General features: G+C 69.2%; 28 protein-coding genes. 15 read left to right on the top strand and 13 right to left on the bottom strand.

The window, feature by feature from the left end; all coding sequences use genetic code 11:
* From KY493_RS12485 to KY493_RS12470, 4 genes are read left to right on the top strand one after another with little or no spacing between them, the layout of a single operon-like run.
* Positions 1-468, top strand: a complete 468-nt coding sequence (locus KY493_RS12485) for a hypothetical protein (RefSeq protein WP_219896652.1) — start codon at positions 1-3, stop codon at positions 466-468.
* Positions 465-1,295, top strand: coding sequence for a tryptophan synthase subunit alpha (gene trpA, locus KY493_RS12480; RefSeq protein ID WP_219896651.1), 831 nt, complete (start codon positions 465-467; stop codon positions 1,293-1,295). The genes KY493_RS12485 and trpA overlap by 4 nt, the downstream gene beginning before the upstream one ends.
* 9 nt (positions 1,296-1,304) lie before the next feature.
* Complete coding sequence (locus KY493_RS12475) at positions 1,305-2,198, top strand: acetyl-CoA carboxylase carboxyltransferase subunit beta (protein WP_219896650.1); 894 nt, start codon at positions 1,305-1,307, stop codon at positions 2,196-2,198.
* Positions 2,199-2,244: 46 nt separating this feature from the next.
* On the top strand, positions 2,245-3,120 hold the full coding sequence (locus tag KY493_RS12470; protein ID WP_219896649.1) for a pirin family protein: 876 nt from the start codon (positions 2,245-2,247) through the stop codon (positions 3,118-3,120).
* 6 nt (positions 3,121-3,126) lie between these two features.
* Here the strand turns inward: KY493_RS12470 and KY493_RS12465 are convergent, their stop codons facing one another.
* Complete coding sequence (locus tag KY493_RS12465; protein WP_219896648.1) at positions 3,127-3,540, bottom strand: HIT domain-containing protein; 414 nt, start codon at positions 3,538-3,540, stop codon at positions 3,127-3,129.
* A 3-nt stretch (positions 3,541-3,543) separates the two neighbouring features.
* A complete protein-coding gene (locus KY493_RS12460; RefSeq protein ID WP_219896647.1) occupies positions 3,544-4,437 on the bottom strand; it encodes an SIMPL domain-containing protein in 894 nt (297 codons plus the stop codon).
* A gap of 129 nt (positions 4,438-4,566) precedes the next feature.
* Here KY493_RS12460 and mdh point away from each other — a divergent pair, with 129 nt between their 5' ends.
* Positions 4,567-5,529 carry a malate dehydrogenase gene (gene mdh / locus KY493_RS12455; protein ID WP_219896646.1) on the top strand — a complete coding sequence of 321 codons (963 nt, stop codon included), beginning with the start codon at positions 4,567-4,569 and terminating at the stop codon, positions 5,527-5,529.
* Between the two features lie 81 nt (positions 5,530-5,610).
* Here mdh and zapE read toward each other — a convergent pair whose 3' ends face one another.
* Complete coding sequence (gene zapE, locus KY493_RS12450) at positions 5,611-6,711, bottom strand: cell division protein ZapE (protein WP_219896645.1); 1,101 nt, start codon at positions 6,709-6,711, stop codon at positions 5,611-5,613.
* Positions 6,712-6,853: 142 nt separating this feature from the next.
* On the opposite strand from zapE, the gene KY493_RS12445 reads away from it, so the two are divergent.
* Both KY493_RS12445 and rarD read left to right on the top strand, forming a co-directional pair.
* Positions 6,854-7,900 (top strand): aspartate-semialdehyde dehydrogenase, encoded by a 1,047-nt coding sequence (locus KY493_RS12445; RefSeq protein ID WP_219896644.1) that lies wholly within the window; start codon positions 6,854-6,856, stop codon positions 7,898-7,900.
* Between the two features lie 4 nt (positions 7,901-7,904).
* Positions 7,905-8,822 (top strand): EamA family transporter RarD, encoded by a 918-nt coding sequence (gene rarD, locus KY493_RS12440; RefSeq protein WP_219896643.1) that lies wholly within the window; start codon positions 7,905-7,907, stop codon positions 8,820-8,822.
* Here rarD and KY493_RS12435 read toward each other — a convergent pair.
* Positions 8,819-9,955, bottom strand: coding sequence for a serine hydrolase domain-containing protein (locus KY493_RS12435; protein WP_219896642.1), 1,137 nt, complete (start codon positions 9,953-9,955; stop codon positions 8,819-8,821). The genes rarD and KY493_RS12435 overlap by 4 nt on opposite strands.
* 257 nt (positions 9,956-10,212) lie before the next feature.
* On the opposite strand from KY493_RS12435, the gene KY493_RS12430 reads away from it, so the two are divergent.
* Both KY493_RS12430 and KY493_RS12425 read left to right on the top strand, forming a co-directional pair.
* Entirely contained in the window at positions 10,213-10,860 is a 648-nt protein-coding gene (locus tag KY493_RS12430) for a TetR/AcrR family transcriptional regulator (RefSeq protein WP_219896641.1), read from the top strand.
* Positions 10,861-11,024: 164 nt separating this feature from the next.
* Positions 11,025-13,151: a transglycosylase domain-containing protein gene (locus KY493_RS12425; RefSeq protein ID WP_219896640.1), complete on the top strand. Its 2,127-nt coding sequence runs from the start codon at positions 11,025-11,027 to the stop codon at positions 13,149-13,151.
* Between the two features lie 9 nt (positions 13,152-13,160).
* On the opposite strand, the gene KY493_RS12420 is transcribed toward KY493_RS12425, so the two are convergent.
* Both KY493_RS12420 and KY493_RS12415 read right to left on the bottom strand, forming a co-directional pair.
* Positions 13,161-13,889, bottom strand: coding sequence for a M48 family metallopeptidase (locus KY493_RS12420; protein ID WP_219896639.1), 729 nt, complete (start codon positions 13,887-13,889; stop codon positions 13,161-13,163).
* A 19-nt stretch (positions 13,890-13,908) separates the two neighbouring features.
* On the bottom strand, positions 13,909-14,529 hold the full coding sequence (locus KY493_RS12415; protein ID WP_219896638.1) for an SCO family protein: 621 nt from the start codon (positions 14,527-14,529) through the stop codon (positions 13,909-13,911).
* Between the two features lie 46 nt (positions 14,530-14,575).
* On the opposite strand from KY493_RS12415, the gene KY493_RS12410 reads away from it, so the two are divergent.
* The gene (locus KY493_RS12410; protein ID WP_255567891.1) at positions 14,576-16,072 is read left to right on the top strand and encodes an ActS/PrrB/RegB family redox-sensitive histidine kinase; all 1,497 of its coding nucleotides are present in this window, start codon (positions 14,576-14,578) and stop codon (positions 16,070-16,072) included.
* 51 nt (positions 16,073-16,123) lie between these two features.
* On the top strand, positions 16,124-16,681 hold the full coding sequence (locus KY493_RS12405) for an ActR/PrrA/RegA family redox response regulator transcription factor (protein ID WP_219896636.1): 558 nt from the start codon (positions 16,124-16,126) through the stop codon (positions 16,679-16,681).
* 10 nt (positions 16,682-16,691) lie between these two features.
* Here the strand turns inward: KY493_RS12405 and KY493_RS12400 are convergent, their stop codons facing one another.
* From KY493_RS12400 to thpR, 4 genes are read right to left on the bottom strand one after another with little or no spacing between them, the layout of a single operon-like run.
* Positions 16,692-16,976, bottom strand: a complete 285-nt coding sequence (locus KY493_RS12400) for an SWIB/MDM2 domain-containing protein (RefSeq protein ID WP_219896635.1) — start codon at positions 16,974-16,976, stop codon at positions 16,692-16,694.
* 57 nt (positions 16,977-17,033) lie between these two features.
* Complete coding sequence (gene mmcB / locus KY493_RS12395) at positions 17,034-17,477, bottom strand: DNA repair putative endonuclease MmcB (protein WP_219896634.1); 444 nt, start codon at positions 17,475-17,477, stop codon at positions 17,034-17,036.
* 45 nt (positions 17,478-17,522) lie between these two features.
* Positions 17,523-18,086 (bottom strand): GNAT family N-acetyltransferase, encoded by a 564-nt coding sequence (locus KY493_RS12390; RefSeq protein ID WP_219896633.1) that lies wholly within the window; start codon positions 18,084-18,086, stop codon positions 17,523-17,525.
* Positions 18,083-18,622 carry an RNA 2',3'-cyclic phosphodiesterase gene (thpR, locus tag KY493_RS12385; RefSeq protein ID WP_219896632.1) on the bottom strand — a complete coding sequence of 180 codons (540 nt, stop codon included), beginning with the start codon at positions 18,620-18,622 and terminating at the stop codon, positions 18,083-18,085. The genes KY493_RS12390 and thpR overlap by 4 nt, the downstream gene beginning before the upstream one ends.
* A gap of 131 nt (positions 18,623-18,753) precedes the next feature.
* Here thpR and KY493_RS12380 point away from each other — a divergent pair, with 131 nt between their 5' ends.
* On the top strand, positions 18,754-19,503 hold the full coding sequence (locus KY493_RS12380) for a Bax inhibitor-1/YccA family protein (RefSeq protein WP_219896631.1): 750 nt from the start codon (positions 18,754-18,756) through the stop codon (positions 19,501-19,503).
* Positions 19,504-19,554: 51 nt separating this feature from the next.
* On the opposite strand, the gene KY493_RS12375 is transcribed toward KY493_RS12380, so the two are convergent.
* Both KY493_RS12375 and KY493_RS12370 read right to left on the bottom strand, forming a co-directional pair.
* Positions 19,555-19,890, bottom strand: coding sequence for a DUF2794 domain-containing protein (locus tag KY493_RS12375; protein WP_219896630.1), 336 nt, complete (start codon positions 19,888-19,890; stop codon positions 19,555-19,557).
* 283 nt (positions 19,891-20,173) lie between these two features.
* Positions 20,174-21,274 carry a S1C family serine protease gene (locus KY493_RS12370; RefSeq protein WP_219896629.1) on the bottom strand — a complete coding sequence of 367 codons (1,101 nt, stop codon included), beginning with the start codon at positions 21,272-21,274 and terminating at the stop codon, positions 20,174-20,176.
* A 129-nt stretch (positions 21,275-21,403) separates the two neighbouring features.
* On the opposite strand from KY493_RS12370, the gene rlmN reads away from it, so the two are divergent.
* The 3 genes from rlmN to KY493_RS12355 all read left to right on the top strand — a co-directional run bounded on the left by rlmN (position 21,404) and on the right by KY493_RS12355 (position 24,089).
* Positions 21,404-22,561, top strand: coding sequence for a 23S rRNA (adenine(2503)-C(2))-methyltransferase RlmN (gene rlmN, locus KY493_RS12365; RefSeq protein WP_219896628.1), 1,158 nt, complete (start codon positions 21,404-21,406; stop codon positions 22,559-22,561).
* A 241-nt stretch (positions 22,562-22,802) separates the two neighbouring features.
* Positions 22,803-23,243, top strand: coding sequence for a DUF350 domain-containing protein (locus KY493_RS12360; protein ID WP_219896627.1), 441 nt, complete (start codon positions 22,803-22,805; stop codon positions 23,241-23,243).
* 3 nt (positions 23,244-23,246) lie between these two features.
* On the top strand, positions 23,247-24,089 hold the full coding sequence (locus tag KY493_RS12355; RefSeq protein WP_219896626.1) for a serine protease: 843 nt from the start codon (positions 23,247-23,249) through the stop codon (positions 24,087-24,089).
* A 3-nt stretch (positions 24,090-24,092) separates the two neighbouring features.
* Here KY493_RS12355 and KY493_RS12350 read toward each other — a convergent pair whose 3' ends face one another.
* A complete protein-coding gene (locus KY493_RS12350; RefSeq protein WP_219896625.1) occupies positions 24,093-26,969 on the bottom strand; it encodes a pitrilysin family protein in 2,877 nt (958 codons plus the stop codon).
* Positions 26,970-26,976: the final 7 nt, after the last annotated feature.

Below are 26,976 nucleotides of genomic sequence, written 5' to 3'. Positions count from 1 at the left end.
ATGATGAAGAGTTTGATCGCCGCCGTCTGGCTGACGGCACTCGCCTCCGCGCCCGCCGTCGCGCAGGAGCCGCAAGCCCCGACCGCGCCCGTCGCGGCGGCGACCGGCGCGCCGGCGACCGACACGCCGATCCTGTCCGGCGCCCAGGCGTCAGCGGATTGCGGCGGCCTGAACAACCTGGCCGGCCGCGCCTTCTGCATCACCGCGCCGCTGGGACAGATCGGCGCCCTGGCCGACGCCTATATCGCGGACTTCGGCACGCGCGGCTGGCTGCCGGCCGGCGGAGACGACAATCGCGTGGTCTTCGTCAAGCGCCGCGAGGCCGGCGGCTGCGACGGCCTGCAGATGGTCGCCTTCTACGACACGTCGAAACCCGCCGTCGCCGAAGCGCCCGCCTATCTCGGCTTCGCCACCATCCCCGGCGACGTCTGCGCCGACCAGACGCCTGCGCAGCCCCCCGCCCAATGACCACCGCCCGCATCGACGCCCGCTTCGCCAAGCTCAAGGCCGAAGGCCGGGCCGCCTTTGTCGCCTATGTTATGGGCGGCGATCCCTCGCGCGGCGAGGCGCTGGAGATCCTGCGCGGCCTGCCCGAGGCCGGCGCCGACATCATCGAGCTGGGCTTTCCGTTCAGCGATCCGATGGCCGAGGGGCCGCCGATCCAGAAGGCGGCGCTGCGGGGCCTCAAAGCCGGGCTGTCGATGCGGGGGACGCTGGACCTGGCGCGCGATTTCCGCGCGGGCGATGCCGACACCCCGCTGATCCTGATGGGCTATCTGAATCCGATCGAGAGCATGGGTTATGAGGCTTTCGCGCAAGCCGCAGCCGACGCCGGGATCGACGGCCTGATCGTAGTGGACTGCCCGCCGGAAGAGGCCGGGCCGCTGACCGACGCGCTGGACGCGGTGTCGATCTCGCTGATCCGGCTGGCGACGCCGACTTCGGACGATGCGCGGCTGCAGATCATCGCCGAGCGGACGTCCGGCTTCGTCTACTACGTCGCCGTGGCCGGGGTGACCGGGGTCAAGGAGGCGGACGCCGCGTCCGTTGCGCCGGCCGTCGAGCGGGTGCGGCGCGCGGCCGGGCTGCCGGTCGCCGTCGGCTTCGGCGTCAAGACGCCCGAACGCGCCGCCGAGATCGCGCGCGTCGCCGACGCGGTGGTGGTCGGCTCGGCCCTGGTCGAGGAGGTAGCGGCCGCGCTCGCCTCGAACGAGGCGCCCGCGCCGCGCGTTCTGGCAAAGGTCCGCGCCCTCGGCGACGCCGTCAGGGCTGCACGATCGGTCGAAACCGTCTAAGGACGCGTCATGGTCGACAAGAACAAGCCGCAATCCGACAAGCCCGGCGGTTGGCTCAGCCGCTTCGCGCCGGGCGTCCGCAAGATCGTCTCGCGCCGTGAGACGCCGGACAATCTGTGGGTCAAGGATCCGGACACCGGCGACATGCTGTATCGGTCCGAACTGGAGGGGTCGCTGTGGGTGACGCCGTCGGGCCGCCACATGCGGATTGATGCGCCGACGCGCCTGCGCTTCACCTTTGACGGCGGCGAGTATGAGTCGATCGACACGCCGGACGTGCCCGAAGACCCGCTGAAGTTCTCAGACGGTCGCTCCTATCGCGACCGTCTGAACGCCGCGCGCAAGGCGTCGGGCCGCAAGGACACCATGGCCATCGGCTTCGGTCCCGTTGGCGGACAATCCGCGGTGGTGATCGTGCAGGACTTCACCTTCATGGGCGGGTCGCTGGGCATGGCGGCGGGCGAGGCCTTCATCAAGGCGGCGCGCGAGGCCGTGGCGCGCCAGGTCCCGCTGATCTGCTTCACCGCCGCGGGCGGCGCGCGGATGCAGGAAGGCGCGCTGTCGCTGATGCAGATGGCGCGCACCACTTTGGCGATCGACGAGATCAAGCAGGCCAAGCTACCCTATGCGGTGGTGCTGACTGACCCGACCACCGGCGGCGTCACCGCCTCCTACGCCATGCTGGGCGACGTGCATCTGGCGGAGCCGGGCGCCCTGATCGGCTTTGCCGGTCCGCGCGTGATCGAGGCCACGATCCGCGAAAAGCTCCCGCCGGGCTTCCAGCGCGCCGAATATCTGCAGGAAAAGGGCATGGTGGATCGGGTGGTGGCGCGCGGAGAGTTGCCGCAGATCCTGGGTCAGATCCTGTCCATGCTGATGGGCGGAAGCCGCCTGGCGGCCTAGCGCCGTTTCTGCTGGCCCGCTGCGATCGGCCACCTATATGCGGCGGATGACAGACGCCCTCCAGCCTCGTTCCGTGCTGCGCCAGCACCCGGCCTATCGCGATGACATTGGCGATCTCGTCACGCGCCGGCCGGTGCCTGGACCGGCGATTGAGCAGATCGACCCCTTCCTGTTCCTAAACCATCACGGGCCGCAGACCTATTCCGCGAACAACCGGGGCCTGCCGTTCGGACCGCACCCGCATCGCGGCTTCGAGACGGTGACCTTCATCCTGGAGGGCGAGCTGGCGCACAACGACTCCGGCGGCGGCGAGAGCATCATCCGCGCGGGCGGGGTCCAGTGGATGACCGCGGGCTCCGGCCTGATCCACGCCGAGCTGTCGCCGGAGAGCTTCAAGCGGGCGGGCGGGCCGATGGAAATCCTGCAGCTGTGGGTCAACCTGCCCGGCCGGCTGAAGATGACCGCGCCGAACTACATCGGCCTGCAAGCCGCCGATCTGCCGACGTTCCGCACCGACGACGGCGGCGTGACGGTTGAGCCGGTGTCGGGCTCGTGGCTGGGTGTCGAGGCGCCGATCCAGTCGCTGATCGACATCCACCTGGCGGTGCTGCGCTTCCAAGCGGGCGCCCGCTTCCAGGCGCCGGTCGCACGCGGTCGCAACGTCTTTCTTTATACGGTGCGCGGCCACGTCTCGGTAGGCGGCGTGGCCGTCGAGCCCTGGAGCCTGATCGAGATGAAGGACGACGGCGACGAGGTCGAGATCACAGCCTCCGACGACGCAATCGTCCTGCTGGGCCACGCCCGGCCGATCGGGGAGCCGGTGTTCAGCCATGGCCCCTTTGTGATGAGCACGCGAGAGGAGATCGTGCAGGCGATCCAGGACTATCAGGCCGGCCGTTTCGGCCCTCCGCCCGCAGTCTGACGCGCCTTAGCCGGCCGCGATCTCGTCCATGGCTTCGACCATGGCGACCGAGCTGTAGGGCAGGGCCGGCCCCCGCCCCCAGACGGGATCCGGCCACAGCGGATCGTCGCGCCGCCGGCCCAGCACATGGACGTGCAGCTGCGCCGTCACATTGCCGATGGCGCCGACGTTCAGCTTGTCGATCGGTCGGCCCAGCCGCTCGGCGACACGCCGCACGATGCGGCCCGCCCGCACCGTCTCCTCCATCAGCAGGCTCTGCTGATCGGCGGACAGGTCCTCCAGCTCGACCGCGCCATCGATGCGCGGGATCAGGATGATCCAGGGAAAGCGCCCGTCGTCCTGCAGCCGCACATGGCACAGCGGCCATTCGGTCACGGCGACGGAGCCGGTGGAAAAGGCCGGGTCGGGGGCGAAGGTCACGCCTCAGTTCAACTCGAAGATCACGCAGGCGCTGTCGCTCATCCGCTGCTTGGGCGGCTGAAGCGTCAGCTGCGCCATGTCGATGGCGGCCTCGCTGGGCGGCGGAGGGGGTGCGGGCGGCGGCGGCGGCGGCGGCGGCGGGCCGACCCGGCTTCCTGTCACTATGATGTCCTCGGCGCTCACCGAATAGGCGGCGTCGTCCGAGCCGCCATAGGAGGGCCAGCCTACCAGCACGTCGGTCTGGCACGCCCTGCCCGTGGGATCGATCAGCTTGACGGCGCCCAGGGTCGCGCCGGCCGATTGCGCGGCGGTCTGGGCCCGCCTGCGAGCGTCCTTGACCGCCTCGGTCGCCAGATTGGCCTTCCAGGCGTTTTCCGGCTCCAGGCTGAAGCTGACCTGGCCCAACGAGGCGGGGCGGGCGGCCAGCAGCGTGGCGTAGATGCGCTCGATCAGCGACACGTCGTCCACGAATACGGTGACCGTCGCCTGCGCCTCGTAGCGCTCGATCCGGTCGGCGCGGCGGTTGTCGCGCAGAACGCCGTCTTCGTCGCGGTATTGATCATAGAGCGGCTGGGTGGTCAGCGAGGTCTGAACCCGCACCTTGTCCTCGCCATAGGCGCCCAGCGTGCGGCTGACGGCGCGTACCTGATCGGCGGCGGCGCGCGACGCCTCGGCCACGCTGCGATCCACCGCGCGGAAGCTGGCCGACACATAGGCGCGGTTGGCCGTCAGATCGACCTGCACCAAGCCGGTCGACGCGATCACCGGCGCGCGCATCCACCAGGGCGCCGACACATAGGGCTCGCCCCGCATCACAGGCGTCTGCGCCGAGGCGGGCGTGACAGCCGCAGCGGCGAACAGGGCCAGCAGCGAGGACGACAAGGCGGCGAAACGCATGGACTATCCTCCAACGATCCCGACTCTTCGCAAGCTATGGCTTGACCGTAAAGCCCGGTTCTTGCAGCCGCGCCGTGCGAGGTCTAGACCGCCGCCACCTATCCTCTTTCCCCATCCGGAGACCTCCCCATGGCTCGCGCGAAGATCGCCCTTATCGGCGCCGGAATGATCGGCGGCACCCTGGCCCACGTGGCGGCGCGCGAAGCGCTGGGCGACGTGATCCTGTTCGACATCGCCGAGGGCACGCCTCAGGGCAAGGCGCTGGACATCGCCGAGGCCACCGCCGTGTTCGGCTCTGACGTGTCGCTGAAGGGCGCCAACGACTACGCCGACATCGCGGGCGCCGACGTCTGCATCGTGACCGCCGGCGTGCCGCGCAAGCCGGGCATGAGCCGCGACGACCTGATCGGCATCAACCTCAAGGTCATGAAGGCCGTGGGCGAGGGCATCAAGGCGCATGCGCCGGACGCCTTTGTGATATGCATCACCAACCCGCTCGACGCCATGGTGTGGGCGCTGCAGAAGTTCTCCGGCCTGCCGAAGGAAAAGGTCGTCGGCATGGCCGGCGTGCTGGACTCGGCCCGCTTCGCCTACTTCCTGGCGGAAAAGACCGGCGTCTCGGTCCAGGACATCCACGCCTGGACGCTGGGCGGCCACGGCGACGACATGGTGCCGATGGTGCGCCATTCGACCATTGGCGGCCTGCCGCTGCCGGACGCGGTCGAGGCCGGCCTCCTCAGCCAGGGCGACCTGGACGCCATCGTCGAGCGCACCCGCAAGGGCGGCGGCGAGATCGTAGCCCTGCTGAAGACCGGCTCGGCCTTCTACGCCCCGGCGGAATCCGCGATCGCCATGGCCAAGTCCTACCTGAAGGACGAAAAGCGCGTCCTGCCTTGCGCCGTGTGGCTGTCGGGCGAATACGGCCTGTCGGACCTCTATGTCGGCGTGCCCGCCCTGATCGGCGCGAACGGCGTCGAGAAGATCGTCCAGTTCACCACCAACGAAGACGAAAAGGCCATGCTGGCCAAGTCGGTGGAGTCGGTCCAGGGCCTGATCCAGGCCTGCAAGGACATCGACGGTTCGCTGGCGTAAGCCGCCTTCCACTGAATGCGATGAGGGCCGCGGACCCGTCCGCGGCCCTTTTTGCATTCCGAGGTCGGGCGCCGAGGTCTTCTAACCGCGCTCGTGCGCGAGCCAGCTCTCGCTCTGCATCTCGTTGAGGCGCGACACGGTGCGCTCGAACTCGAACGCGCCGACGCCCTCACGGTAGAGGGATTCGGGCGCTGCATCCGCCAGAACGACCAGCCGCGTCTTCGCCTCGTAAAGGGCGTCGATCAGCGTCACCAGCCGACGGGCCTCGTGGTGGTTGGCGGGGCTCAGCGTCGGAACCTCGGCCAGGAACAGGGTGTGGAACCGCGCGGCTATAGCCAGATAGTCCTGCGGCCCCAGCGGACGGCCGCACAGCTCCTCGAACGTCGCGCGCGCCAGCGAGCCGGCCGTGCGCTCCACCACCACCTCGCGGCCCAGCACCGTCAGGTGCGCCGGCGCCTCCGGCTCTCCGCCCTTGAGGTCTGACCAAAGCGCCTCGAAGCCGCGCCGCGCCGGGGCGTCCAGCGGCTGGAACCAGACGGGCGATCCCGACATGCGGTCGCGGCGCCAGTCTCGCGCGCCGGCCGTCTCCACCACCTCGCAGCGCGCCTTCAGGATGTCGATAAAGGGCGTGAACAGCTGGCGATTGATGCCGTTCTTGTAGAGCTCTTCCGGCGCCCGGTTCGAGGTGATGGCCACCACCACCTTTCGCTCGAACAGCGCCTCGAACAGCCGGCCCAGGATCATGGCGTCGGCGATGTCGGTGACCTGAAGCTCGTCAAAGCACAGCAGCCGCGCTTCGGATGCGATCAGGCCGGCGACCGGCGGGATCGGGTCGTCGCCCTTGTGCGTGTCGAACACGCGCTTTCTGGTCTTTGCATCGCCCTCGCGCCACTGTCGGACCAGGTCATGGACGCGCGCCATGAAGGCGTGAAAGTGGGCGCGGCGCTTTCGCGGCTCCGGACTGGCTGCATAGAACAGGTCCATCATCATGGACTTGCCGCGCCCCGGCGGCCCCCACAGATAAACGCCGCGCACCTCGGGGACCGAGCCGAACAGCCCTTTCCTGCCCAGGTCCTCCTCCAGTCGCTCCAGCACCGTCAGCGCCTGTCCTTGCGCCGGATCGGGCGCGATCACCCCTTCCTCGATGCGGATGTCGTAGGCGCGGCGGATGTGGGAGGTCATGGGGGCGCACTTAAGGAGCCCCGCATCGAAAAGCGATTGCTTCGCGCCCGCGACGGCCTAAATGCAGACCCACAACTCCCCTCGCGCTCAAGCAGCAAGCCGCCGCGCGGCGAGCGGTAGCGCGTCCGAAGGACCAACAAACATGGGCTACAAAGTCGCCATCGTCGGCGCCACGGGCAATGTGGGCCGCGAGATGCTGAACATCCTGGAGGAGCTCAGCTTCCCCGTGGACGAGCTGCACGCCATCGCGTCGCGCAAGTCCAAGGGCGTGGAGGTCTCGTTCGGCGACCGCACGGTCAAGTGCCAGGACATCGAGCAGTTCGACTTCTCCAAGGTCGACATCGTGCTGATGTCGGCCGGCGGCGAGGTGTCGCGCGCCTGGTCCGAGAAGATCGGCAAGGCCGGCCCGATCGTGATCGACAACTCCTCGGCCTTCCGTTCCGACCCGGACGTGCCGCTGATCGTGCCGGAGGTGAACCCCGACGCGGTTAAGGACGCGAAGAAGAAGAACATCATCGCCAATCCGAACTGCTCCACCGCTCAGTTGGTGGTGGCGCTGAAGCCGCTGCACGATGCGGCCAGGATCAAGCGGGTGGTGGTCTCGACCTATCAGTCGGTGTCCGGCGCCGGCAAGGAAGGCATGGATGAGCTGTGGAACCAGACCAAGGCCATCTATGGCCTGGGCGACGCGACGCCCAAGAAGTTCCCCAAGCAGATCGCCTTCAACGTCATCCCCTTCATCGGCGCCTTCCAGGACGACGGCTACACCGACGAGGAGGCCAAGATGTGGAAGGAGACCCACAAGATTCTGGACCCCTCCATCAAGCTGACCGTCACCTGCGTGCGCGTTCCGGTCTTCGTCGGCCACTCCGAGGCGGTGACGGTCGAGTTCGACCGCCCGATCCAGCCGGACGAGGCGCGCGAGATCCTGCGCGAGGCGCCCGGCGTCCTGGTGGTCGATAAGCAGGAGCACGACGGCTACATCACGCCTGTCGACGCCGCCGGCGAGTTCGCGGTCTATGTGTCGCGCATCCGCAAGGACCCGACGGTCGAGAACGGCCTCAGCTTCTGGGTGGTGTCCGACAATCTGCGCAAGGGCGCCGCGCTGAACGCGGTGCAGATCGCCCAGTTGCTGGACGAGACGGGCGTGATCAAGTCGTCGTCGGGCTATCGTTCGATCACGGTGTGATCCAATGACAGAGGTCAGCGCGGCTGCTCCGGACGGCCGCGCGGTCACGACCGCCGTCGCCTGCTATGGGCTGTGGGGCTTCATGCCCCTGCTGTTCATGGCCATGGCGGCGAACGGCTTTGGAGCCCCAGAGATCCTGGCGCACCGGGCGGTGTGGTCGGTGCTGTTCGCCGGCGCGCTGGTGCTGTTGGCCGGTCAGGCGATGCAGGCGCGACGCGCTCTGGCGACGCCCAAGACCGTTGGCTGGCTTGCGCTATCGACCCTGCTGATCGCCGCGAACTGGAGCGTCTATGTCTGGGCCACGACCCACCATGCGACGCTCGAGGCCAGCCTCGGCTACTACATCAATCCATTGCTCAACATGGCGGCGGGCGCCGTGCTGTTTCGCGAGCGGATCGACCGCTGGGGCAAGATCGCCATCGCGCTCGCCGCGATCGGCGTGCTGATCCAGACGGCGGCGCTCGGGCGGCCGCCTTGGCTGTCGCTGATCCTGGCCTTCAGCTTCGCCGGATACGGCGTGATCCGAAAACGGGTCGCGGCCGACGCCCAGACCGGCCTGTTCATTGAGTGCCTGCTGATGCTGCCGTTCGGGCTTGTGCTGCTGGGGTGGCTCGGCGCGCACGGGCAGGCGGCGGGCTTTCAATCGGTGGAGCAGTGGCTGTGGGCCCTGTCCAGTGGTCCGGCGACGGTAGTGCCGCTGGCTCTGTTCGCCTGGTCGGCGCGCCGCCTGCCGCTGTCCACCATCGGTTTCATCCAGTTCCTGGCCCCGACGCTTCAGTTCGCCTGCGGCGTCTGGACCGGAGAGCCGCTGACGCCGCTGCGCATGCTGTCGTTTGTCTTCATCTGGGCGGGCGCGGGCGTCTTCGCCCTGGCCGCCTGGCGGCGTAGTCGCGCCGCCAGGTTGATCGCCGAACCGATCTAGAGGGCGGCGTAGAGCGCTTCCAGTAGCCGCCTGGGCCGGGGATCGCCGATCAGGTGCGGCGACTGGCGCGTCATGACATAGGCGGCTGACAAACCGCGCTCCGGATCGGCCATGGCCATCGACCCGCCCCAGCCGTAGTGGCCGAGCGCCCGTTCGCCCGGCCCGAAGACATGGAGGCCGGTGTTGCGCATCAGGCCGGCCGCCCAGCTGATGTCATAGGGCAGCACCTTGTCCGGCCCGTGGATGCGCTCGCGCGTCAGCTGCTCGATAGCCTCGGACGAGAGAACCGTCCTTCCATCCAGCTGTCCGCCGGTCGCCACCACGCCCAGCATCCGCGCCAGCCCGGCGGCGGTCCCATGCAGGTTGGCGGACGGAATCTCCATCTTGCGCCATTCCGCCGAGCCGCGACCGCCTGGCGCCGAGCCGCGATCCAGAAAGGCCGCCTGCTTGATCGGATCGACGGGCCCCAGGCTCGGGGCCGCCGCGGGCTTTCGCATCTGGGCGACGCGGCCGTGCTCGCTCTCCGGCAAGCCGATCCACAGGTAGAGTTCGGGGAAGTCCTCGCGCAGCGCCTGGCCCATGGTGCGGCCGGTCGCCAGCTGGAACAGGTGATTGGCGAGATAACCCACCGTTACAGGATGGTAGCCAGAGGCCGTGCCTGGCGGCCACATCGGCGCCTGGGCCGCCAGACGGGCGGTGACCGCCTCCGGCTCGAACCACAGCGACGGCTCGACCGCCTGGGAGAAGCCGGGCAGCCCGGCCTGGTGGCTCATCAGTTGGGCGACGGTGACGCCGCCCTTTCCGGCCTGGGCGAACTCCGGCCAGAGGTCCGCCACCGGCTGGTCATAGCGCAACGCGCCCGCGTCCACCGCTCGCGCCAACAGCAGCGCCATCACCGCCTTGCCGGTCGAGAACACCGGAACCAGGGTATCGGCCGTAAACGCCTGGGTGCGGCCCGTATCGGCGTATCCACCCCACAGATCTACGATCACTTCTCCATCGAGGCAGACGCTGAATCGAGCCGCCAGCTCGTTCAGGCCCTCGGGCGCTTCGGCGAAGTTGGCCCCAAAGGCGTCATGCAGCCCGGAGAAGCGGCTGGGGCAGAAGCCCTGGATCGAAACGGCGTCGGTCATGCCTCTTCATACCGCCCGGCGAGAAGCGCGCCAGCCCGGGCGTGTGCTCGCTCTGCTTGGTCGCGTGGCCCGCATCCGCAATTTTGAGGGTCCCGGCGACCCATTTTCGTCACGGTTCGATGGTCGAAGGCGCCGCTGACCGGTGATCGCTGGACGCGTGATGAAGCGTCCGTCGAGGGTCCGGCCTGTTGTCATCGCCCCGCGCCACGTACCCGGCTTCCCGCGTCTTCGGGAAGCGCAAGCGTAAGAGTATCCTCATGACCGAGACCCTCACCGCCGTTGGATCGGAAGCCGGCCAACGGCTCAATCGTCGTCAGGTCGCCAAGCAGCGCACGCGTCAGAAGGTGCTGGACGCCGCTCGCGGCCTGTTCGCCGAGCGCGGCTACGAACCCGCCACCATCCGCGACATCGCCAAGGGCGCGGGCATGTCCACCGGCGCGGTGTTCGCCAACTTCCAGGACAAGGCCGAACTGTTCGAGGCCGTGCTGGTGGACGAGATGGACCGGCTGGCGCAGGTGGCGAGCGACGCCAGCGGCGGCGACGAGGCGGTGGATCAGCGCCTGGCCGCGGTGATGGCCGCCGTTTATCACGCCTCGCTCGACCACCTGCCGCTGATGCAGGCCATCGTCGCTCGCTCCTGGTTTCAGCCGCAGGAGGCCGAGGTTCGGGCGCGCAAGGCGGTGGAGCCGCTGGTCGCCGTCTTCACCCGCGTGCTGCAGGACGGCCTGCGTCGCGGCGAACTGCGCCAGGACGCCGACCTGCAACTGCTCGGTACGCTGACGTGGGACGTTTATCTGTCGAACTATCGTCGCGCCGCCTATGACGAGTGGGACGCCGGCGTGCTGGCCGAACAGGCTCAGCGCCAGGTCGAGCTGCTGCTGAGCGGCGTGCGAACCAACGCCTGAGCGACGGCCGGCTCGTCATCTCGACGCCTTTCTTTCGGCGAAATGGATGCTCACGCTCCCGTGAACGGCCGCGCTTGTCGAGCGCGGCCGTATCGGCGTCGGTTCATCCGGGATACATCTCCCGCTGGCCCTATGGCCGCATCGCGCGAGCATGAGAGGTTTGGATGGCGGGTCCAGTCTACGGGGGCGGACAGGCGGATGACGGAGGTCGTCGGCCCCGGCGTACGCCGTTTCAGCGACTGCTCTATTGGGGCACGGTTCTGGCGGTCTGGGGGCTCATCTTCCTGGTCGTCTTCTTCGCCGTCTTCGCGCGCGGCCTGCCGGACACCTCCAGCCTCTATGAGGTCGATCGCCAGCCCTCGATCACCTATCTGGACCGCAACGGCGCCCTGATCGCCACGCGAGGCACCCAGCAGGCGCCGCCGGCCGACCTCGACGCCCTGCCGGACTATGTGCCGGCCGCCTTCATCGCCATCGAGGATCGGCGCTTCTATCACCACCCGGGCTTCGATCCCGTCGGCATGGCGCGCGCCATCGTCACCAACATGCGCGCCGGGCGGGTGGTGCAGGGCGGCTCGACCCTGACGCAGCAGCTGGCCAAGAACCTGTTCCTGACGCCTGACCAGAACATGCGCCGCAAGGTGCAGGAGCTGATGCTCGCCGTATGGCTGGAGCTGAAGTTCACCAAGAAGGAGATTCTCGCCCTTTATTTGAACCGGGTCTATTTCGGCGCGGGCGCCTATGGCATCGAGGCGGCGTCGCAGCGCTATTTCGACAAGAGCGCGCGTCAGCTGACGGTCGGAGAGGCGGCGCTGCTGGCCGGCCTGCTCAAGGCGCCTTCGCGCTATTCGCCGGTGTCGGAGAGCGAGCGTGCGGCGACCCGCGCCACCGTGGTCCTGAACGAAATGGAAGAGGCCGGCGTCATCACCCCGGCCCAGCGCGAGCAGGCGGTGACCCAGCCGGTGATCGTCTCGCGCACCCTGGCGACCCAGCACGCCCAGTATTTCATCGACTGGCTGGACAAGTCGATCCGCGGCCTGGTCGGCGAACCGACCGAGGACATGGTGGTCGAGACGACGCTGGACCTGACGCTGCAGACGGCGGCCGAACGCTCGGTGCGCCGAATCCTGGACCGTGACAAGGGCAAGGGCGTGGAGCAGGCGGCGCTGGTGGCGCTGGATGGCGACGGGCGGGTCCGCGCCATGATCGGCGGCGCTTCCTATGCCGACAGCCAGTTCAACCGGGCGGTGGATGCGCGCCGGCAGGCCGGCTCGGCTTTCAAGCCGTTCGTTTACCTGGCGGCGTTGGAGGCCGGCTATACCCCCTCGACGCAGGTGGTGGACCAGCCGGTGACCATCGGCAACTGGTCGCCCCGCAACTATTCCGGCGGCTATGTCGGCCAGATGACGCTGGCCCAGGCGGTGGCGCAATCGACCAATACGGTGGCCGCCTCCGTCGCCGACCAGATCGGCCGCGACAGCGTGGCGCGGGTGGCGCGCCGCCTGGGCATCCAGAGTCGCATCGGGCTGGAGCCCGCCATGGCGCTGGGCGCGGTCGAGGTGTCGCCCATCGACATGGCCGCCGCCTATGACGCTTTCGCCAATGGCGGCCGGCGGGTCGAGCCCTACGGCGTCAGCCGCATCCGCACCCCGCAGGGACGGGTGATCTACCAGCGGTCCGAAGCCGGCGGCGGTCAGTCGATCAACAACCCGCCGCTGACCTATCTGAACCAGATGCTGAAGGGCGTGGTCACCGGCGGCACCGGCCGCTCGGCGGCGATCGGCGGGCGCGACATCGCGGGCAAGACCGGCACCACCTCCGACTACAAGGACGCCTGGTTCGTCGGCTACACCGGCGGCTTCGTCGCCGCCGTCTGGACGGGCAAGGACGACAACACCGCCATGCGCGGCGTCACCGGAGGCGCGGCGCCCGCCGCCATCTGGCGCGGCTTCATGGAGGCGGCCCTGCCGCGCCTGGCCGTCCAGCCGATCCCCGGCGGCCCGCCGATGCCGGATGGCTGGCAGGCCCCCGATCCGGTCGGCGACCTGCTCAGCGGGCTTGGCGGAGGCATGGGCGACGAGGTCGGCGGCCAACCGTCGGAGCCTGTCGATCCGAACGAGGGCGATCTCTACGGCGACCCTGCCGAGCCGGCGCCTCAGCCGCAGCCCGGCTACGGGCCGCCGGTGGTGCGTCCGACCTCGCCGCAGCCGGGTCCCTCGCGCGGCGGCGTCGAGATCCCGCCTCCGTCCCGACCGGAGCCTGAGCGCCGCCCCGGCACGATGTTCTTCTAAGGAAACCGTTCAGCGCCCAACGGCGTGCAGCGCCGCGCCGTGCTCGCGCAGCCAGCGCCGATACGGCCTGTGATCGCCGACCAGTCGCTCGACCACGCTCCAATAAGCGGGGCTGTGGTCGGCGTGGACCAGGTGGGCGACCTCGTGCGCGGCTAGGTAGTCGATGACCGGCTCCGGAGCCATCACCACCCGCCAGGAGTAGCGGATCGAGCGATTGTGCGGGCTGCACGAGCCCCAGCGCGACCGCGTGTCGACGATGGAGACGCGAACCGGACCCGGACCCGCTTCCTTGGCGAGAGTGCGTAGATGCGCGTCGGTGCGGGCGGTCAGGATGTCGCGCGCCTGGCGCTTCAGCAGGTTCTCCACGCGTCGGGAGAAGGCCTCGCCCTCTCCGCCCGACAGGATGGCCGCCCCATCGGCTGTCCGACCGAGCCGGGCCGCGCCCGCGCCGCCCGTGGCGACCAGGCGAAAGGGCGCGCCCTTCAGCATCACCACGCCGCCGGGCAGCAGCGGCGCCTCGTCGGGTCGCGCATCAAGCCGGTCCGCGATCCAGCCCGCCTTGGTGCGGGCAAAGGCCAGGCCCTGCGTCAGCAACCGCTCGCGCGGCGCGACCACCACCGCCTCGCCAGCCCGCGCATCGATGCGGATCGACAGTCGTCTGGCGCGGGGATTGACCGACAGCCGCACCGTGGGACCCTCTAGACCCAGCCGCAGCCGATCTCCGTCCCGATAGGTCACCAACGGCGCCAGCAGCGCCTCAGCCGCGCGCCATGGCGTCGCGCACGATCTGCGTCGCCTTCTGCGGTCCCAGCCCATAGCCCAGGGTGGCGCGGAACTTGCCGTCCGGACCCATCACGTAAACCGTCAGGGCATGGTTCATCGTATAGCCCTCGCCCTCGCCGACCTTCTGGTAGAAGGCGCGATAGGCGCGGGCCGCCTGCGCCACCTGCTCAGGCGTGCCGGTGAGGCCGATGGTCCCCTGCGGGAAGCCGTCGGAGGACAGATAGTCCTTCAGCGCCCGCGGCGTGTCGCGCTCCGGATCGATGCTGATGAACACCATCTGCAGGTCGCGCGCCTGTTCGCCCAGCTGCTGCTGCACCGCCGCCATCTCGGCCAGGGTCGTGGGGCAGAACTCGGGGCAGTAGGTGAAGCCAAAGAAGACCAGGCTCCACTTGCCGTTCAGGATCGTCTGATCGACGGGTTGGCCGTCCTGATTGACCAGCTGGAAGTCGCCGCCGACCAGCGGCTGTCCGGTCGCCGCCATGTCGCCGCCCGCCGCACGCTCGCGGCCGGACACCACCACCAGGGTGACGATGGCCAGCGCCACGGCGATGACGATGCAGGCGCCCGCGAACAGCAGGATGGAGCGGCGGGGCATGGGCGGTTCTTTTTCCGATTACGGTCCATCGGTCTATAGAAGCTCGGTGAGCCATCCAGAAGCCCATCCATCGTCGCAAGCCGCCGCCGACCTGTCCGGCTGGCGCGCACGGCCGCGCGAGACGACGGGGCGGGGGCGGGGCCTGTCGCTTCGCACCCTGATCGTGATCAGGTGGCTGGCGCTGCTGGGCCAGACCTCGGCGATCCTGTGGGCCTATTTCGCCCTGCATTTTCCTCTGCCGCTGTGGCCGTGCCTCAGCGTAATCGGCTTTTCGGCGGCGGTGAACCTGGGCCTGATGGCGCGGGCGCGGCGACTGGACCAGAGCCTGCCGGATGGTCGCCAGACGGGGCTGCAGCTCGGCTTCGACATCCTGCAGCTCAGCGTCATGCTGGGCCTGACTGGCGGGCTCGACAATCCGTTCTGCGTGCTGCTGGTCGCACCCGTCACGGTGGCGGCGGCGGCGCTGCCCGCGCGCCACGCGGGCGTCTTGGGGCTGATGGCGCTGACGGCGGTGGTGGTGCTGTTCTTCTGGTCGCTGCCGCTGCCTTGGCGGCTGCACGAACATCTGCAGCTGCCGCTGCTTTACCGGCTGGGGCTGGGAACCGCGCTGGTGACGGGGGTGGTGTTCACCTCCGGCTATGCGTGGCGGGTGGCGACGGACGCTGAAAAGCTGGAGCTGGCGCTGGCCACCACCCAGGACGTGCTGCAGCGAGAGCAGAGGCTGGCCGCGCTTGGCGGCCTCGCGGCGGCGGCGGCGCACGAGCTGGGCACGCCGCTGGCGACCATCCAGGTCGTGGCCAAGGAGTTGCTGCGCGCCTCGCCCGCCGACAGCGCGGCAGCCGAGGACGCGGCCCTGATCCTGCAACAGGCCGAACGCTGTCGCGGCATCCTGGCCCAGCTGTCGGCCGAGCCGGAGGAGGACCGCGTCCTCTATGCCGACGTCGGCCTCAAGGCCCTGATCGAGGAGGTGGCGGCGCCGCATCGCGGCTTCGATCTTCAGTTCGTCCTGGAGGTCAAGACCCCGCCCGGCCAGGTCGCGCCGCGCGTCAAGCGCATGCCCGAGATCGTCCACGGCCTGTCCACCCTGGTCGAGAACGCCGCCGATTTCGCCGCCTCGCGGGTGGTCATGCGCGCGGTGGTGGACGCCGGCTGGATCGAGATCGACATCCTGGACGACGGGCCGGGCTTTTCCTCCGACATCCTGCCGCGCCTGGGCGAGCCCTATGTCACCAGTCGTCCGCACGGCAAGGCGAGACGGGCGCTGGCGGCCCAGATCGCTGAGGCGGCGCGGTCGGGCCGCGCCCGACGGCCGCGCGAGGATGCGGACGCTCCCATCGCACCCAGCCAGGGCGGCATGGGTCTGGGCTTCTTTATCGCGCGCACGCTGCTGGAGCGCAGCGGCGGCCAGGTCAGCGTGGGGCAGGGGCTGGCTTCAGAGCGCGGCGGACGCGGCGCCCGGGTCGCCGTCCGCTGGTCCCGAGCGACGCTTGAGGCGCCCAGCGGCTGGGATCGGGGCGAAAGGTCGCAGTCGCATCACGCTTGACCGCAAAGGTCTCGGCGCCGACTTGAACGTAGAGAGAAGCGAAAGGCCCTCATGTCCGACCTGGAATCCCGCGTCCAAGCCCTGCCCGACAAGTCGCTGCTGCTGCTGGACGACGACCAGGCGCTGCGGACCCGGCTGGGCCGGGCGCTTGAGGCAAGAGGATTTGAGGTCACGACCGCCGGATCGGTCGCCGAGGCGACCGAGCAGCTGCGAACGGGCGCTCCCGCCTTTGCGGTGCTGGACATGAGGCTGGAGGACGGCAACGGCCTGAAGGTCGTCGAGGCGGTGCGCGAACGCCGCGCCGACGCCCGCATCGTCATGTTGACCGGATATGGCGCGATCGCCACGGCCGTGGCTGCGGTCAAGGCGGGCGCCGTCGATTATCTGTCCAAGCCCGCGGACGCCGACGACGTGGCCAAGGCGCTGCTGGCCAGCGGCGAACAGGCCCCGGAGCCGCCGGAAAACCCGATGAGCGCCGACCGCGTGCGCTGGGAGCACATCCAGCGGGTCTACGAACTTTGCGACCACAATGTCTCGGAGACCGCCCGTCGGCTGGGCATGCACCGCCGCACCCTGCAGCGCATCCTGGCCAAGCGGGCGCCTCGCTAGACCGCTTCGATCAGGCGTCGGACAGGTGATCCGACAGGATCGCGTTCATCTCGAACATGGTGAAGCGGTCTTTTCCGAACACGGCCTTCAGCTTGTCGTCGGCCTTGATCTCCTGGCTGTCCTGAAGATCGTTCTTCTTGATGTAGTCCCACAGCGCGCTGACCACGTCGGCGCGGCCCATCGGACCCTCGCCGACGACCTCCGCCAGTTCGGGCGACGGCTTGACCGGTTTGTGCAGGCCGTCGTTCTCCTCGCCCGCGCCTGGGCCGGTCGGGTGTTCGTCCTTGTCCGCCATCGGATGTCCTTTCTCGGTGTGTGTCGAGCCTGAACAACCGGCGAGCGGAGGTTCCGTTCACGCCCTCAGCGATCGCATGGCGCCCAGCCGTGCGAACGCCAGCGTCAGGGCCTTTCGCCGCGCAGGCGCCAGCGGAACCGGCTGAGCCTCCCGCACCACCGCGCCGCCAAAGCCGTCGGCCACGATCAGGCCCGGCTCGTCCGGCAAGGCGTCCAGCGGAAACTCCGGCGCCACCGCGAAGTAGAAGGCGTCGCAGAAGGGCGCGTATTCGCTCCACTTCCGGTCCGAGCGGAAATCCTCGATCCCGGACTTGACCTCGCAGATGACGATCTCGCCCTTGGGACCCAGGGCCATCACATCGGCGCGTCGCCCGTTCGGCAGGCACACCTCTAGGAGCGGCGCATAGCCCATGTCCGACATCAGCCGCGCGGCCCCGCGCGTCACCCCCAGCGTCGTCTCGGGGCGGCTGAAGACCAATTCCAGATGCACGGCGGCAGACATGACGGACTTATGTTCGCTGTCCGTTCCTGTCGCAAGCGGCGCCGTTCAGGAACACAGCGCCTTTCGGCTCTCTCGCCACTCCGCCGCCGTCTGACCCCACAGATCGACTGCATGATCTGTGAAGGGTGCGGGCAGTCGGCCGGGGCCGCGATTGTGCGAGCCCAGCCGCCGCGCCACGGCCGCCGAGGCGTGGTTGTCTGGATCGATGCAGTGGATGACGTTCGGCCATTCGAGGACGTCGAAGGCGTAGTCCATCGCCGCGGCGGCGGCCTCGACCGCATAGCCCTTGCCGGTTGCCTCCGGATGCAGGCTCCAGCCGACCTCGCGGCCAGGCCAGTCATAGGGATGCAGCGGCCCGATCCGACCCAGCCACAGGCCGCTCACCCGCTCAATGACCGAGAACATGCCCTCGCCATGCAGTGCCCACATGCCGGCCGTCGCGGCCATGCTGCGCCACACCTCGTGGCGTGACTGCACGCCGCCAATGAAGCGGGCACTGTCCGGATCGGCCATCAGCTCGCACCAGCGCGGAAAATCTTCCAGTGCGGGCGGACGCAGGATCAGCCGTGCGGTGTGAAGCGTCGGGCCCAGCACCGGCGATGTGGTCACAGCAGATACTCCCGTTCCAATTCGTAATGGCTGCCGCCCGGCGTCAGAACGCTGGAATACAGGCCGAAGCGATCGGTGCGGATCGGCGGGGAGGTCAGGAGGTTGTGCCCGGCCATCCAGGCGCCGATGCGGTCCGGGTTCGCCTGCGGCTTCAGATAGGCCAAGGTGACGTGCGGACGATAGGTCCGCGCCTCCATCGTCAGACCCGCCCGCTCGCCCGCCTTTTTGCAGCGGCCGGCCAGCACCGACAGCGGCTCATTGGGCATGACGACCCCGGCCCACAGGGTGTGGCTCCGATGCGCGTCGCCGAAGGCGCCGACGCCCGAAAGCGCGATCTCGAACGGTCCGCCGGTAATGCGCGCCAACTCCGACGCCAGGTCGTCCGCTTGTCGTTCCTGCGCCTCGCCATAGAAGGCCAGCGTTACATGCAGCGCCTCCGGCGGGCGCCAGCGCGCCCCAGGCAGGCCGGACTGGCGTCGCTGCAGCACCTCGGCGACGTCCGGCGGCAGGGTCAGGGCGGTGAACAGGCGAGGCATGCGACCGTTGGTAGCGGCCGGAACCGCTGCTGATAAGCCTGGTTCTGCTTGCGAGCGGACCGCGAGGTTCCGATATTGGCATCATGCGACCGGCGACGTCTTGCCGGCGCCATTGGGAGAAACGTGTCGCGATGAGCGATTTCAACAACGGCTACGCCCGGCCGCTGCCGCAGACGGCGGACATGTCCGTTGATGCGGGTCTGCGGGCCTTCATGCTGGGCGTCTACAACAAGCTGGCCATCGGCCTGGTGGTCGCGGGCGTGCTCGCCTACGTCACCGGCAACGTGCCGGCCGTGCAGCAGCTGATGTTCCAGGTCACGCCGGACGGTCGCGTCGGCTATACCCTGCTCGGCATGATCGTGGCCTTCTCGCCGCTGGTGCTGCTGTTCGGTTCGATGTTCTTCATGAAGAACCCGACGGCCCGGGGCGTGAACATGCTCTACTGGGCGGTGGTCGCCTCGATCGGCGCGGGGCTCGGCGTGCTGTTCCTGCGCTACACCGGCGGTTCGCTGGCCACGACCTTTTTTGTGACGGCGGCGGCGTTCGGCGGTCTGAGCCTGGTGGGCTACACCACCAAGAAGGACCTGTCGGGCATGGGGACGTTCCTGATCATGGGCCTGATCGGCCTGATCGTCGCCTCCATCGTCAACATGTTCCTGCAGTCGGGGACCTTCTACCTGATCATCTCCGCCATCGGCGTGCTGATCTTCGCGGGCCTGATCGCCTATGACACCCAGCGGCTGAAGATGACCTACTACGCCATCGGCGCGGACCAAAACGCGCTGGGCGTGGCGACCGGCTTTGGCGCCCTGAGCCTGTTCATCAACTTCGTGAACCTGTTCCAGTTTCTGCTGGCCTTCACCGGCGGCAACCGGAACTGACGATCTGCAACAGGCGGATGTGGAAAGGGCCCCTGCGAGGGGGCCCTTTTTCTATTCCACCACGTTGAACTTGCGGGCGTCGAAGACGCGCAGCGCCTGGGCCAGGTCCCGACCGCGACGCAGGATCTGGCCGCCTTCGCCGATCACCGCCCACTGCCCCTGTTTGGCCTGCAGCGCCGGCCGTTTCTCAATGCGGTACAGAGGCGCATCGCCGGAACGACGGAAGACGGCGAACTCGGCGAAATCCTTGTGGCCGGCGACCGAATAGTCGCGCCATTCCCCTTGCGCCACCATCCGCCCATAGACCCTGAGCACCAGGTCCAGTTCACGTCGGTCGAAGAAGACGGGGCCGGCGAGCGGCCGGTCGGGCGAGGTGTCGAGGCTCATGACCACAATCTAGGCGACCGACGTCCGGGCGCCACCCCGGCGATCGACCGACCGAGCCGCACCACGAAATGGCCCCGTTTCGGTCCTTCGCCCGCCCGGTTGCGGCGCGACAGAAGCATCATCGGCCTGTCGGAGTTCGGAAGCGTCCGGATCCTGAACAGCCCCCCAGCCCCCTGGATGTTTCCACCAAAGGGCTTCGACGGGCCGGTGCTTCCTCCAAGCAGACGCCCGCTCCGCCATCCCCTCCCCCTCCCGGCAGAGCGGGCGTTCTGCTGTCTGGCCGTCAGGTCGTCGGGGTCGCGGGCTGATCTTCAGTCTCGTCGCCAGGCGCTTCCGCCACCGACATCCGCGTTGAGGCCGAGCGGCCGTCCCGCAGGTAATCCACCGCCAGCTCCGTCCCGGGCGTCGACAGGCCCACGGTGGCCAGCACCGAGCCTGAGTTGACCACCGGTCGGGCGCTGATCCGCGTCAGCACGTCTTCGCGCCGCAGGCCCGCGCGATCGGCCGCGGAGCCTGGAGCCACGTCCAGCACCACCGCGCCCCGCACGATGTTGAGGTCCAGTTCGCGCGCCCGCTCCGGCGTCAGGGAGCCGAAGATGGCGCCCACCGTGCCGCGCCGGACCTTGCCGGTTGCGCGCAGCTGTTCGGTCACGGTCTGCAGGATGCGCGTCGGCACGGCGAAGGCGATGCCGTCGTTGCCGCCGCCCGCGCCGCCCGACAGGATGGAGGTGTTGATGCCGATCAGCCGCCCCTGGCTGTCCAGCAGCGGCCCGCCCGAGTTGCCCGAGTTCACCGCCGCGTCCGTCTGGATATAGTCTTCGACCGCATCGCCCAGGCCTGACCGATTGAGGCCGGAGATCACGCCCATGGTCAGGGTCTGGTCCAGCCCCAGCGGATAGCCGACCGCGAACGCCAGGTCGCCGGTGCGCAGGGTGTCGGAATCGACGGTCCGCACCTGGGTCAGGTCCAGCGGGCGGCCGTCCGGCTCGATCCGCAGCACGGCGATGTCGGTGGCCTTGTCGGCCCCCACCAGCACGGCGTCGAACAGCCGGCCGTCGGTCAGGTCCACCGTAAACTTGCGCCCGCCCTGGACCACATGGTTGTTGGTCACGACGATGCCCTGGCCCGCGTCGATGATCACGCCCGATCCGGAAGAGAACGGCTTGGGATCGTCGGCCGAGCTGGGCCCGCGCGACTGACCCAGCGTCGTCACCTGCACCACCGCCGGCAGCGACTTCTCCAGCCCGCCCGCGAAGCTGAACACCCCGCGCTTCGCGTCGAACGGCGGATAGGCCGGCTGCGTCTGCGCAAGGGCCGCGCCGGAGGCTGCAAGCATCAAGGTCGCGGCCATGGCCGTTCGGGCGAAATCAGAGGCAGTCGGCATGAACGACCCTTTCAAGACGCCCGACCCTAGCCGCAGTTGCGGCGGGTGACGATGGCTCGACGTCGACAGCCATGCAAAAGCCCGCCTTTGTGCTATAAGGGACGGCTGAACTCCAAGGGAACTTCGTCCGTGAGCGTCACGCTCGACCTTTCGCGCGCCTCCAGCCCGGCTCTCAAGACGCCCGTCAACCTGTCCGGTCTGACGCGCGAGGCCCTGCGTCAGGCGCTGATCGACGCCGGGGTCTGCCCGCCGGAGAAGGCGCGGATGCGCGCCTCCCAGGTATGGCGCTGGATCCACCACTATGGCGTGACCGATTTCGCCCAGATGAGCGACATCGCCAAGGACACGCGCGCGGCGCTGGCGTCGGCCTTTACCCTGGCCCGTCCCGAGATCGTCGAGCGGCAGGTGTCCAAGGACGGCACGCGCAAGTGGCTGATCCGCACCGCGCCCGGCATCGAGATCGAGACGGTTTACATTCCCGACGTCGGCCGCGCCGGCGCCCTGTGCGTGTCGTCCCAGGTCGGCTGCACCCTGAACTGCACCTTCTGCCACACGGGCACGCAGAAGCTGGTCCGCAACCTGACCGCCGCCGAGATCGTGGCCCAGGTTCAGGTCGCGCGCGACGACCTGGAGGAATGGCCGTCGCCCAAGGAGGACCGCCGCCTGTCCAACATCGTCTTCATGGGCATGGGCGAGCCGCTGTACAATCTGGACCATGTCGCTGACGCGATCGACATCATCTCGGACAACGAGGGCATCGCCCTGTCGCGGCGGCGGATCACGGTCTCGACCTCGGGCGTCGTGCCGCAGCTGCAGGCGTTGGGCGAGCGCACCGCGGCGATGCTGGCGATCAGCCTGCACGCCACCAACGATCCGCTGCGCGACCAGCTGGTGCCGCTGAACAAGAAGTATCCGCTGGACCAGCTGATGGCCGCCATTCGCGCCTATCCGGGCCTGTCCAATGCGCGTCGAGTGACGTTCGAGTACGTGATGCTGAAGGGCGTCAACGACAGCCCGGAAGAGGCGCGGGCGCTGGTCAGGCTGATCCAGGGCATCCCGGCCAAGATCAACCTGATCCCGTTCAATCCCTGGCCCGGCACGGACTACGGCTGCTCGGACTGGAAGACCATCGAGGCGTTCGCCGCCATTCTGAACCGGGCCGGCTACGCCTCGCCCATCCGCACGCCACGTGGCCGTGACATCCTGGCCGCCTGCGGACAGCTGAAGTCCGAAAGCGAAAAGGTCCGCGCCTCGGCCCTGCGCCGCGCCGAACAGGCGGCGGCCTGACCCTCTCTCCTCCCTGTCGCGCAGCGATGGGGAGGTGGCGCGAGGCGCAGCCTCGTGACGGAGGGGTCGATTTCGCCTGACAGAACCGCTCCGTCTCGACGGCTTCGCGCCGATCCACGTCCCCATCTTCGATGGGGAGGAGAAGCGCACCGACACAAATCCTAACGCACTGTGTCCCTGAGGCGCTTGCGGATTGGGGCGGCAATGGGGCATGCGTCGGGTCCCTCGAGCGTGAGCCCTGATGGACTCGTCCCTGACCCAAGCTCTCTTCAGCGCCGAGCTGCAGGCCTTCGCCTCCGGCTTCCCGGTCATGGTGCTGCACCTGATCGCGACCCTGCTGCTGCTCGCGGCGGGCGCGGCGATCTATGCCGTGCTGACGCCGTGGAAGGAGATCGCCCTGATCCGCGAGGGCAATCCGGCGGCGGCGGTGGCGTTCGCCGGCGTGCTGGTGGGGTTGGCCATTCCGCTGGCGGTGTCGCTGTCGGTGTCGACCTCGGTGCGCGACATCCTGATCTGGGGCGTGGCCACGGTGGTGCTGCAGCTCTTGGCGTTTCGCGTGGTGGACGCGCTGCTGACCGGCCTGCCGCAGCGAATCGAGCACGGCGAGGCGCCGGCGGCCATCGTCCTGGTGGGGGCCAAGCTCGCGACCGCGCTGATCCTGGCCGCCGCCCTCACGGGCTGAGCCATGGCGAACCGCCGTCCGCCGGACTGGGCCATCTATGCGGCGGCGTCGGCCGTACTGCTGAGCCTCTCGCTGTTGCGCCGCGAGAACGCGGACGCGCCGCCCGCCCTGCCGGCGCCTTCCTCGACGCCGCCGGACGGGGAGGGGGCGCTGCTCGGTCCCGTGACCCCGTTCGACGCGACCGTGACGGTTCAGAACCCAGACACCCCCTTCAAGCCCCAGGCCGGAACCGCCTTTTCCATCGCCGAACGCGGACGCTGGGTCACCGCGCGCCATGTGGTCGAAGGATGTCGCCAGCCGGCTCTGGTGGTCGGGCCGGGCAAGGCGGTGGCGGCGGACGTGCGCCTGGCGCCGCATGCGGACATCGCCCTGCTGCTGACCGACGGCGGCCCGCCCGCCGTGCCGATCGCGGCGGCCGAACCTCTGCGCAAGGGTCAGCGCGGCTTTCATCCGGGCTTTCCGCAAGGCCGCGCCGGCGAGGCCACGTCACGACTGCTGGGCCGCGAGACGCTGAAGGTTCTGGGGCGCGGCGCGCGTGACGAGCCGGTGCTGGCCTGGGCGGAGGTCGGGCGCACCGCGGGCCTCGGCGGGACCCTGTCCGGCCTATCGGGCGCGCCGGTGCTGGACGCCCGTGGCCGCGCCGTGGGCGTCACCTTGGCCGAGGCGCCGCGGCGGGGCCGCATCTACACCACGGCCCCGGACACCTTTGGCCCCGCCATCCGGGGCGAACAGACCCTGGACGAGCCCCTGCTCGCCCAGCGAGTCACCGTCGACAACTATGGCCAGGTGGCGGACGACCTTCGCCGTGATCTTCGCGTGGCCCAGGTCGTCTGCCTGTCCGGCTGAGCCCTACTTCAGCGCGCCGGTGTTCAGGTCCAAGTCGCTAACCGAAACGACTTCCAGGTTCGGGTGACGGGCGCGCAGGGCGTCGATGAACACCTTGCCGTCGCCGACGATCACCAGGCTGGCCTGGTTGACCGGCAGATGCCGGGCGAACGCGGCCTCCACCTGTTGCGGCGTGACGCCTCGGACACGACCGACATAGGCCTGTAGGTCGCTGGTCGGCAGATCGTAGAGCGCCAGGTTGGCCACCAGCGTTCCAAGGCCGTCAACGGTCTCCAGCGAGCGACCGAACCCGCCGATCAGGGTGGCGCGGCGCGGAGCCAGGTCGGCTTCCGTGGGCTCGGTCGCGCCCAGCTTGCCGATCTCCTGCAGGATCAGTTCGGCCACTTCCGGCACGGCGTCATTGCGGGTCTGGGCCTGGGCGGTGAAGAGGCCAGCGTCGGCGCGCACGCCCAGCGACGATCCCGCCCCATAGGACAGGCCGCGCTTGATGCGGATTTCCTGATTCAGACGCGAGGAGAAGCCCCCGCCGAGCAGGGTGTTGCCCAGCGTCAGCGGGAAGTAGTCGGCGTCGGTGCGCGACACGCCCCTCACCGCCGCCACCACGGCCGCCTGACCCGCGCCGGGCTGGTCGATCACCACGATGCGCGGCGAAAGAGCTTGGCCGGCGGGGCTGGCGCTGGCGGTTGGGGCGGCGGCGCCGGGACGCCAGTCCCCGAACGCCCGTTCGGCCAGGGCGCGCGCGGCCTCGGGCGTGATGTCGCCGGAGAAGACCAGGGTGGCGTCCTCCGGCCGATAGCGGGCGGCGTGGAAGGCGCGCACGTCCTCGGGCGTCACGGTCGGCACCGTCTGCACCGTGCCGGACCCCGGCGCGCCATAGGGCGCGTCGCCAAAGACCACCCGGCCCGCGACCTGCGAGGCGATGGCGCCCGGCTGGCTCAACGAAACGCGCAGGGCGTCCAGCGTCTGCGCCTGCTGCCGCTCCAGCTCCTCCGACGCAAAGGCCGGATTGCGCACCAGATCGGCCATAAGCGTCATGGCCTGCGGGAACACGTCGGCCGGCGCATTGGCGTAGACGTTGGAGAAGTCGACGCCTGCGCCGGCGCCGACGCTTGCGCCCAGTTGCTCGATCTCGGTGGCGATCTGCGGCGCGGTGCGGGTGGCCGTGCCTTGCGTCAGGAGGGCGGCGGTCAGGGAGGCCACGCCTGCCTTGCCGGCCGGATCGTCGGACGAACCGGCGTCAAAGCCTAGTCGCGCGGACACCAGAGGCAGCCCTTGCGTCGGCGCCACCAGCACCCGCATGCCGTTCGACAGGCGGCTCTCGGCCACCGCCGGCGTGGCGGGCGCGACCTCTGCGCCGGGGCGGGGCAGGGGCGTGCGCTGCTCGGGCGGCAGCAGGGTGGCGGGCTCGCCCGCCGGGGCGAGGGCGGCGACCGTCACCGGCGCGTCCACATTCATCTTCTGCACCGAGGCCGGATTGGCGGCGTCGGCGGGCAGGTAGCGGATGGTCGATTGACGCTGCGGCGTCAGGTATCGGGCGGCGACGCGCTGAACGTCGGCGGCGGTGACGGCCTGGATCTGGGCGATCTCGCGGTCCGCAGCCGAGGCGTCGCCGGTGTTGATCAGGGCGAACCCGAGCGCGGTGGCGCGATCGTCCACGGTTTCGCGGCTGCGGAGCGCCGAGGCCACCAGCTCGTTCTTGGCCTCGGTCAGCTCGGCCTCGCTGATCGGTTGTTCGCGCAGGCGCGCGATCTCGGCGTTCAGGGCGGCGACGCCTTCCTCGACCGTGTGGCCCTGCGCCATGATGGCGAGCGCGCTGAGATTGCCGGCCTGCTGGGCGAAGTCGGGGGTGGAGCCGATCTGGGCGGCGATCTGCTTGTCATACACCAGCGAGCGATACAGCCGGCTGCTTTCGCCGGTGGACAGGACGCCGTCCAGCACCGTCAGGGCCGCGCGATCCGCATCGGCGTACTTCACCGTCGGCCAGGCGATCACCACGGCCGGCAGCGGCACATTGGGCGCATAGTAGGTGACCTCGCGCGGGCCGGCCGGCTCGGGCTCGGCGACGTTGTTGGCGGGGATGGCGGTGCTGGGGTTCTTCAGCGGCGCGAAATACTGATCGATCCAGCGATCCAGCTGCGCTTGGTCGAAGTTGCCCGCCACGATCAGATAGGCGTTGTCCGGCCGATAGTAGGTGCGGTGGAAGCGCAGCACGTCCTCCAGCGACGAGGCCTCCAGCTCCTGGATGGAGCCGATGCCCGGACGGCGGTAGGGGCTTTCCTGGTAGATGGTCTCCGGCACGAACAGGCCGAACAGGCGGCCATAGGGATTGGCCAGGATGCGCTGCCGGTATTCCTCCTTCACCACGTCGCGCTCCGACACAAAGGTCGGCTCATCGACGACCAGAGAGCCCATGCGCTCGGCCTCGGCGAACAGCATCCGCTCCAGGTGGTTGGCCGGCACGCTCTCGAAATAGGCGGTGGTGTCGTCTGCGGTGAAGGCGTTGTTGGAGCCGCCCACGTCTTCGGTCAGGCGATCAAAGGTCTCGGGCGGCAGGTTGCGCGTCGCCTTGAACATCAGGTGCTCGAACAGGTGGGCGAAGCCCGAACGCCCGGCCGGATCGTCCTTGGAGCCGACCTTGTACCAGACCTGAACCGTGACGTTGGAGGTGTCGGCGTCGCGCGCCGTATAGACCTCCAGCCCGTTCGCCAGCACCCGCTTGTCGAAGCCCAGCGGCGGCACGACCACGCCGGCGGCAGGCTGCGGCGAGGCTGCTGCGGCTTGATCGACGGTGGCCGGGCTCGACTGCGGCGTGGTCGCGCAGGCGGCGGCTCCCAAAAGCAGCGCCGAGAGGGCGGCGGTGGCGAACAGGCGGTTTTTCATGGCGTGG

This window comes from Brevundimonas sp. PAMC22021 (genome assembly GCF_019443405.1).
In the GTDB taxonomy this organism is placed as follows: domain Bacteria; phylum Pseudomonadota; class Alphaproteobacteria; order Caulobacterales; family Caulobacteraceae; genus Brevundimonas.
Note: the sequence above shows the minus strand (reverse complement) of the source record. Positions and strands in the feature narration are given on the sequence as shown.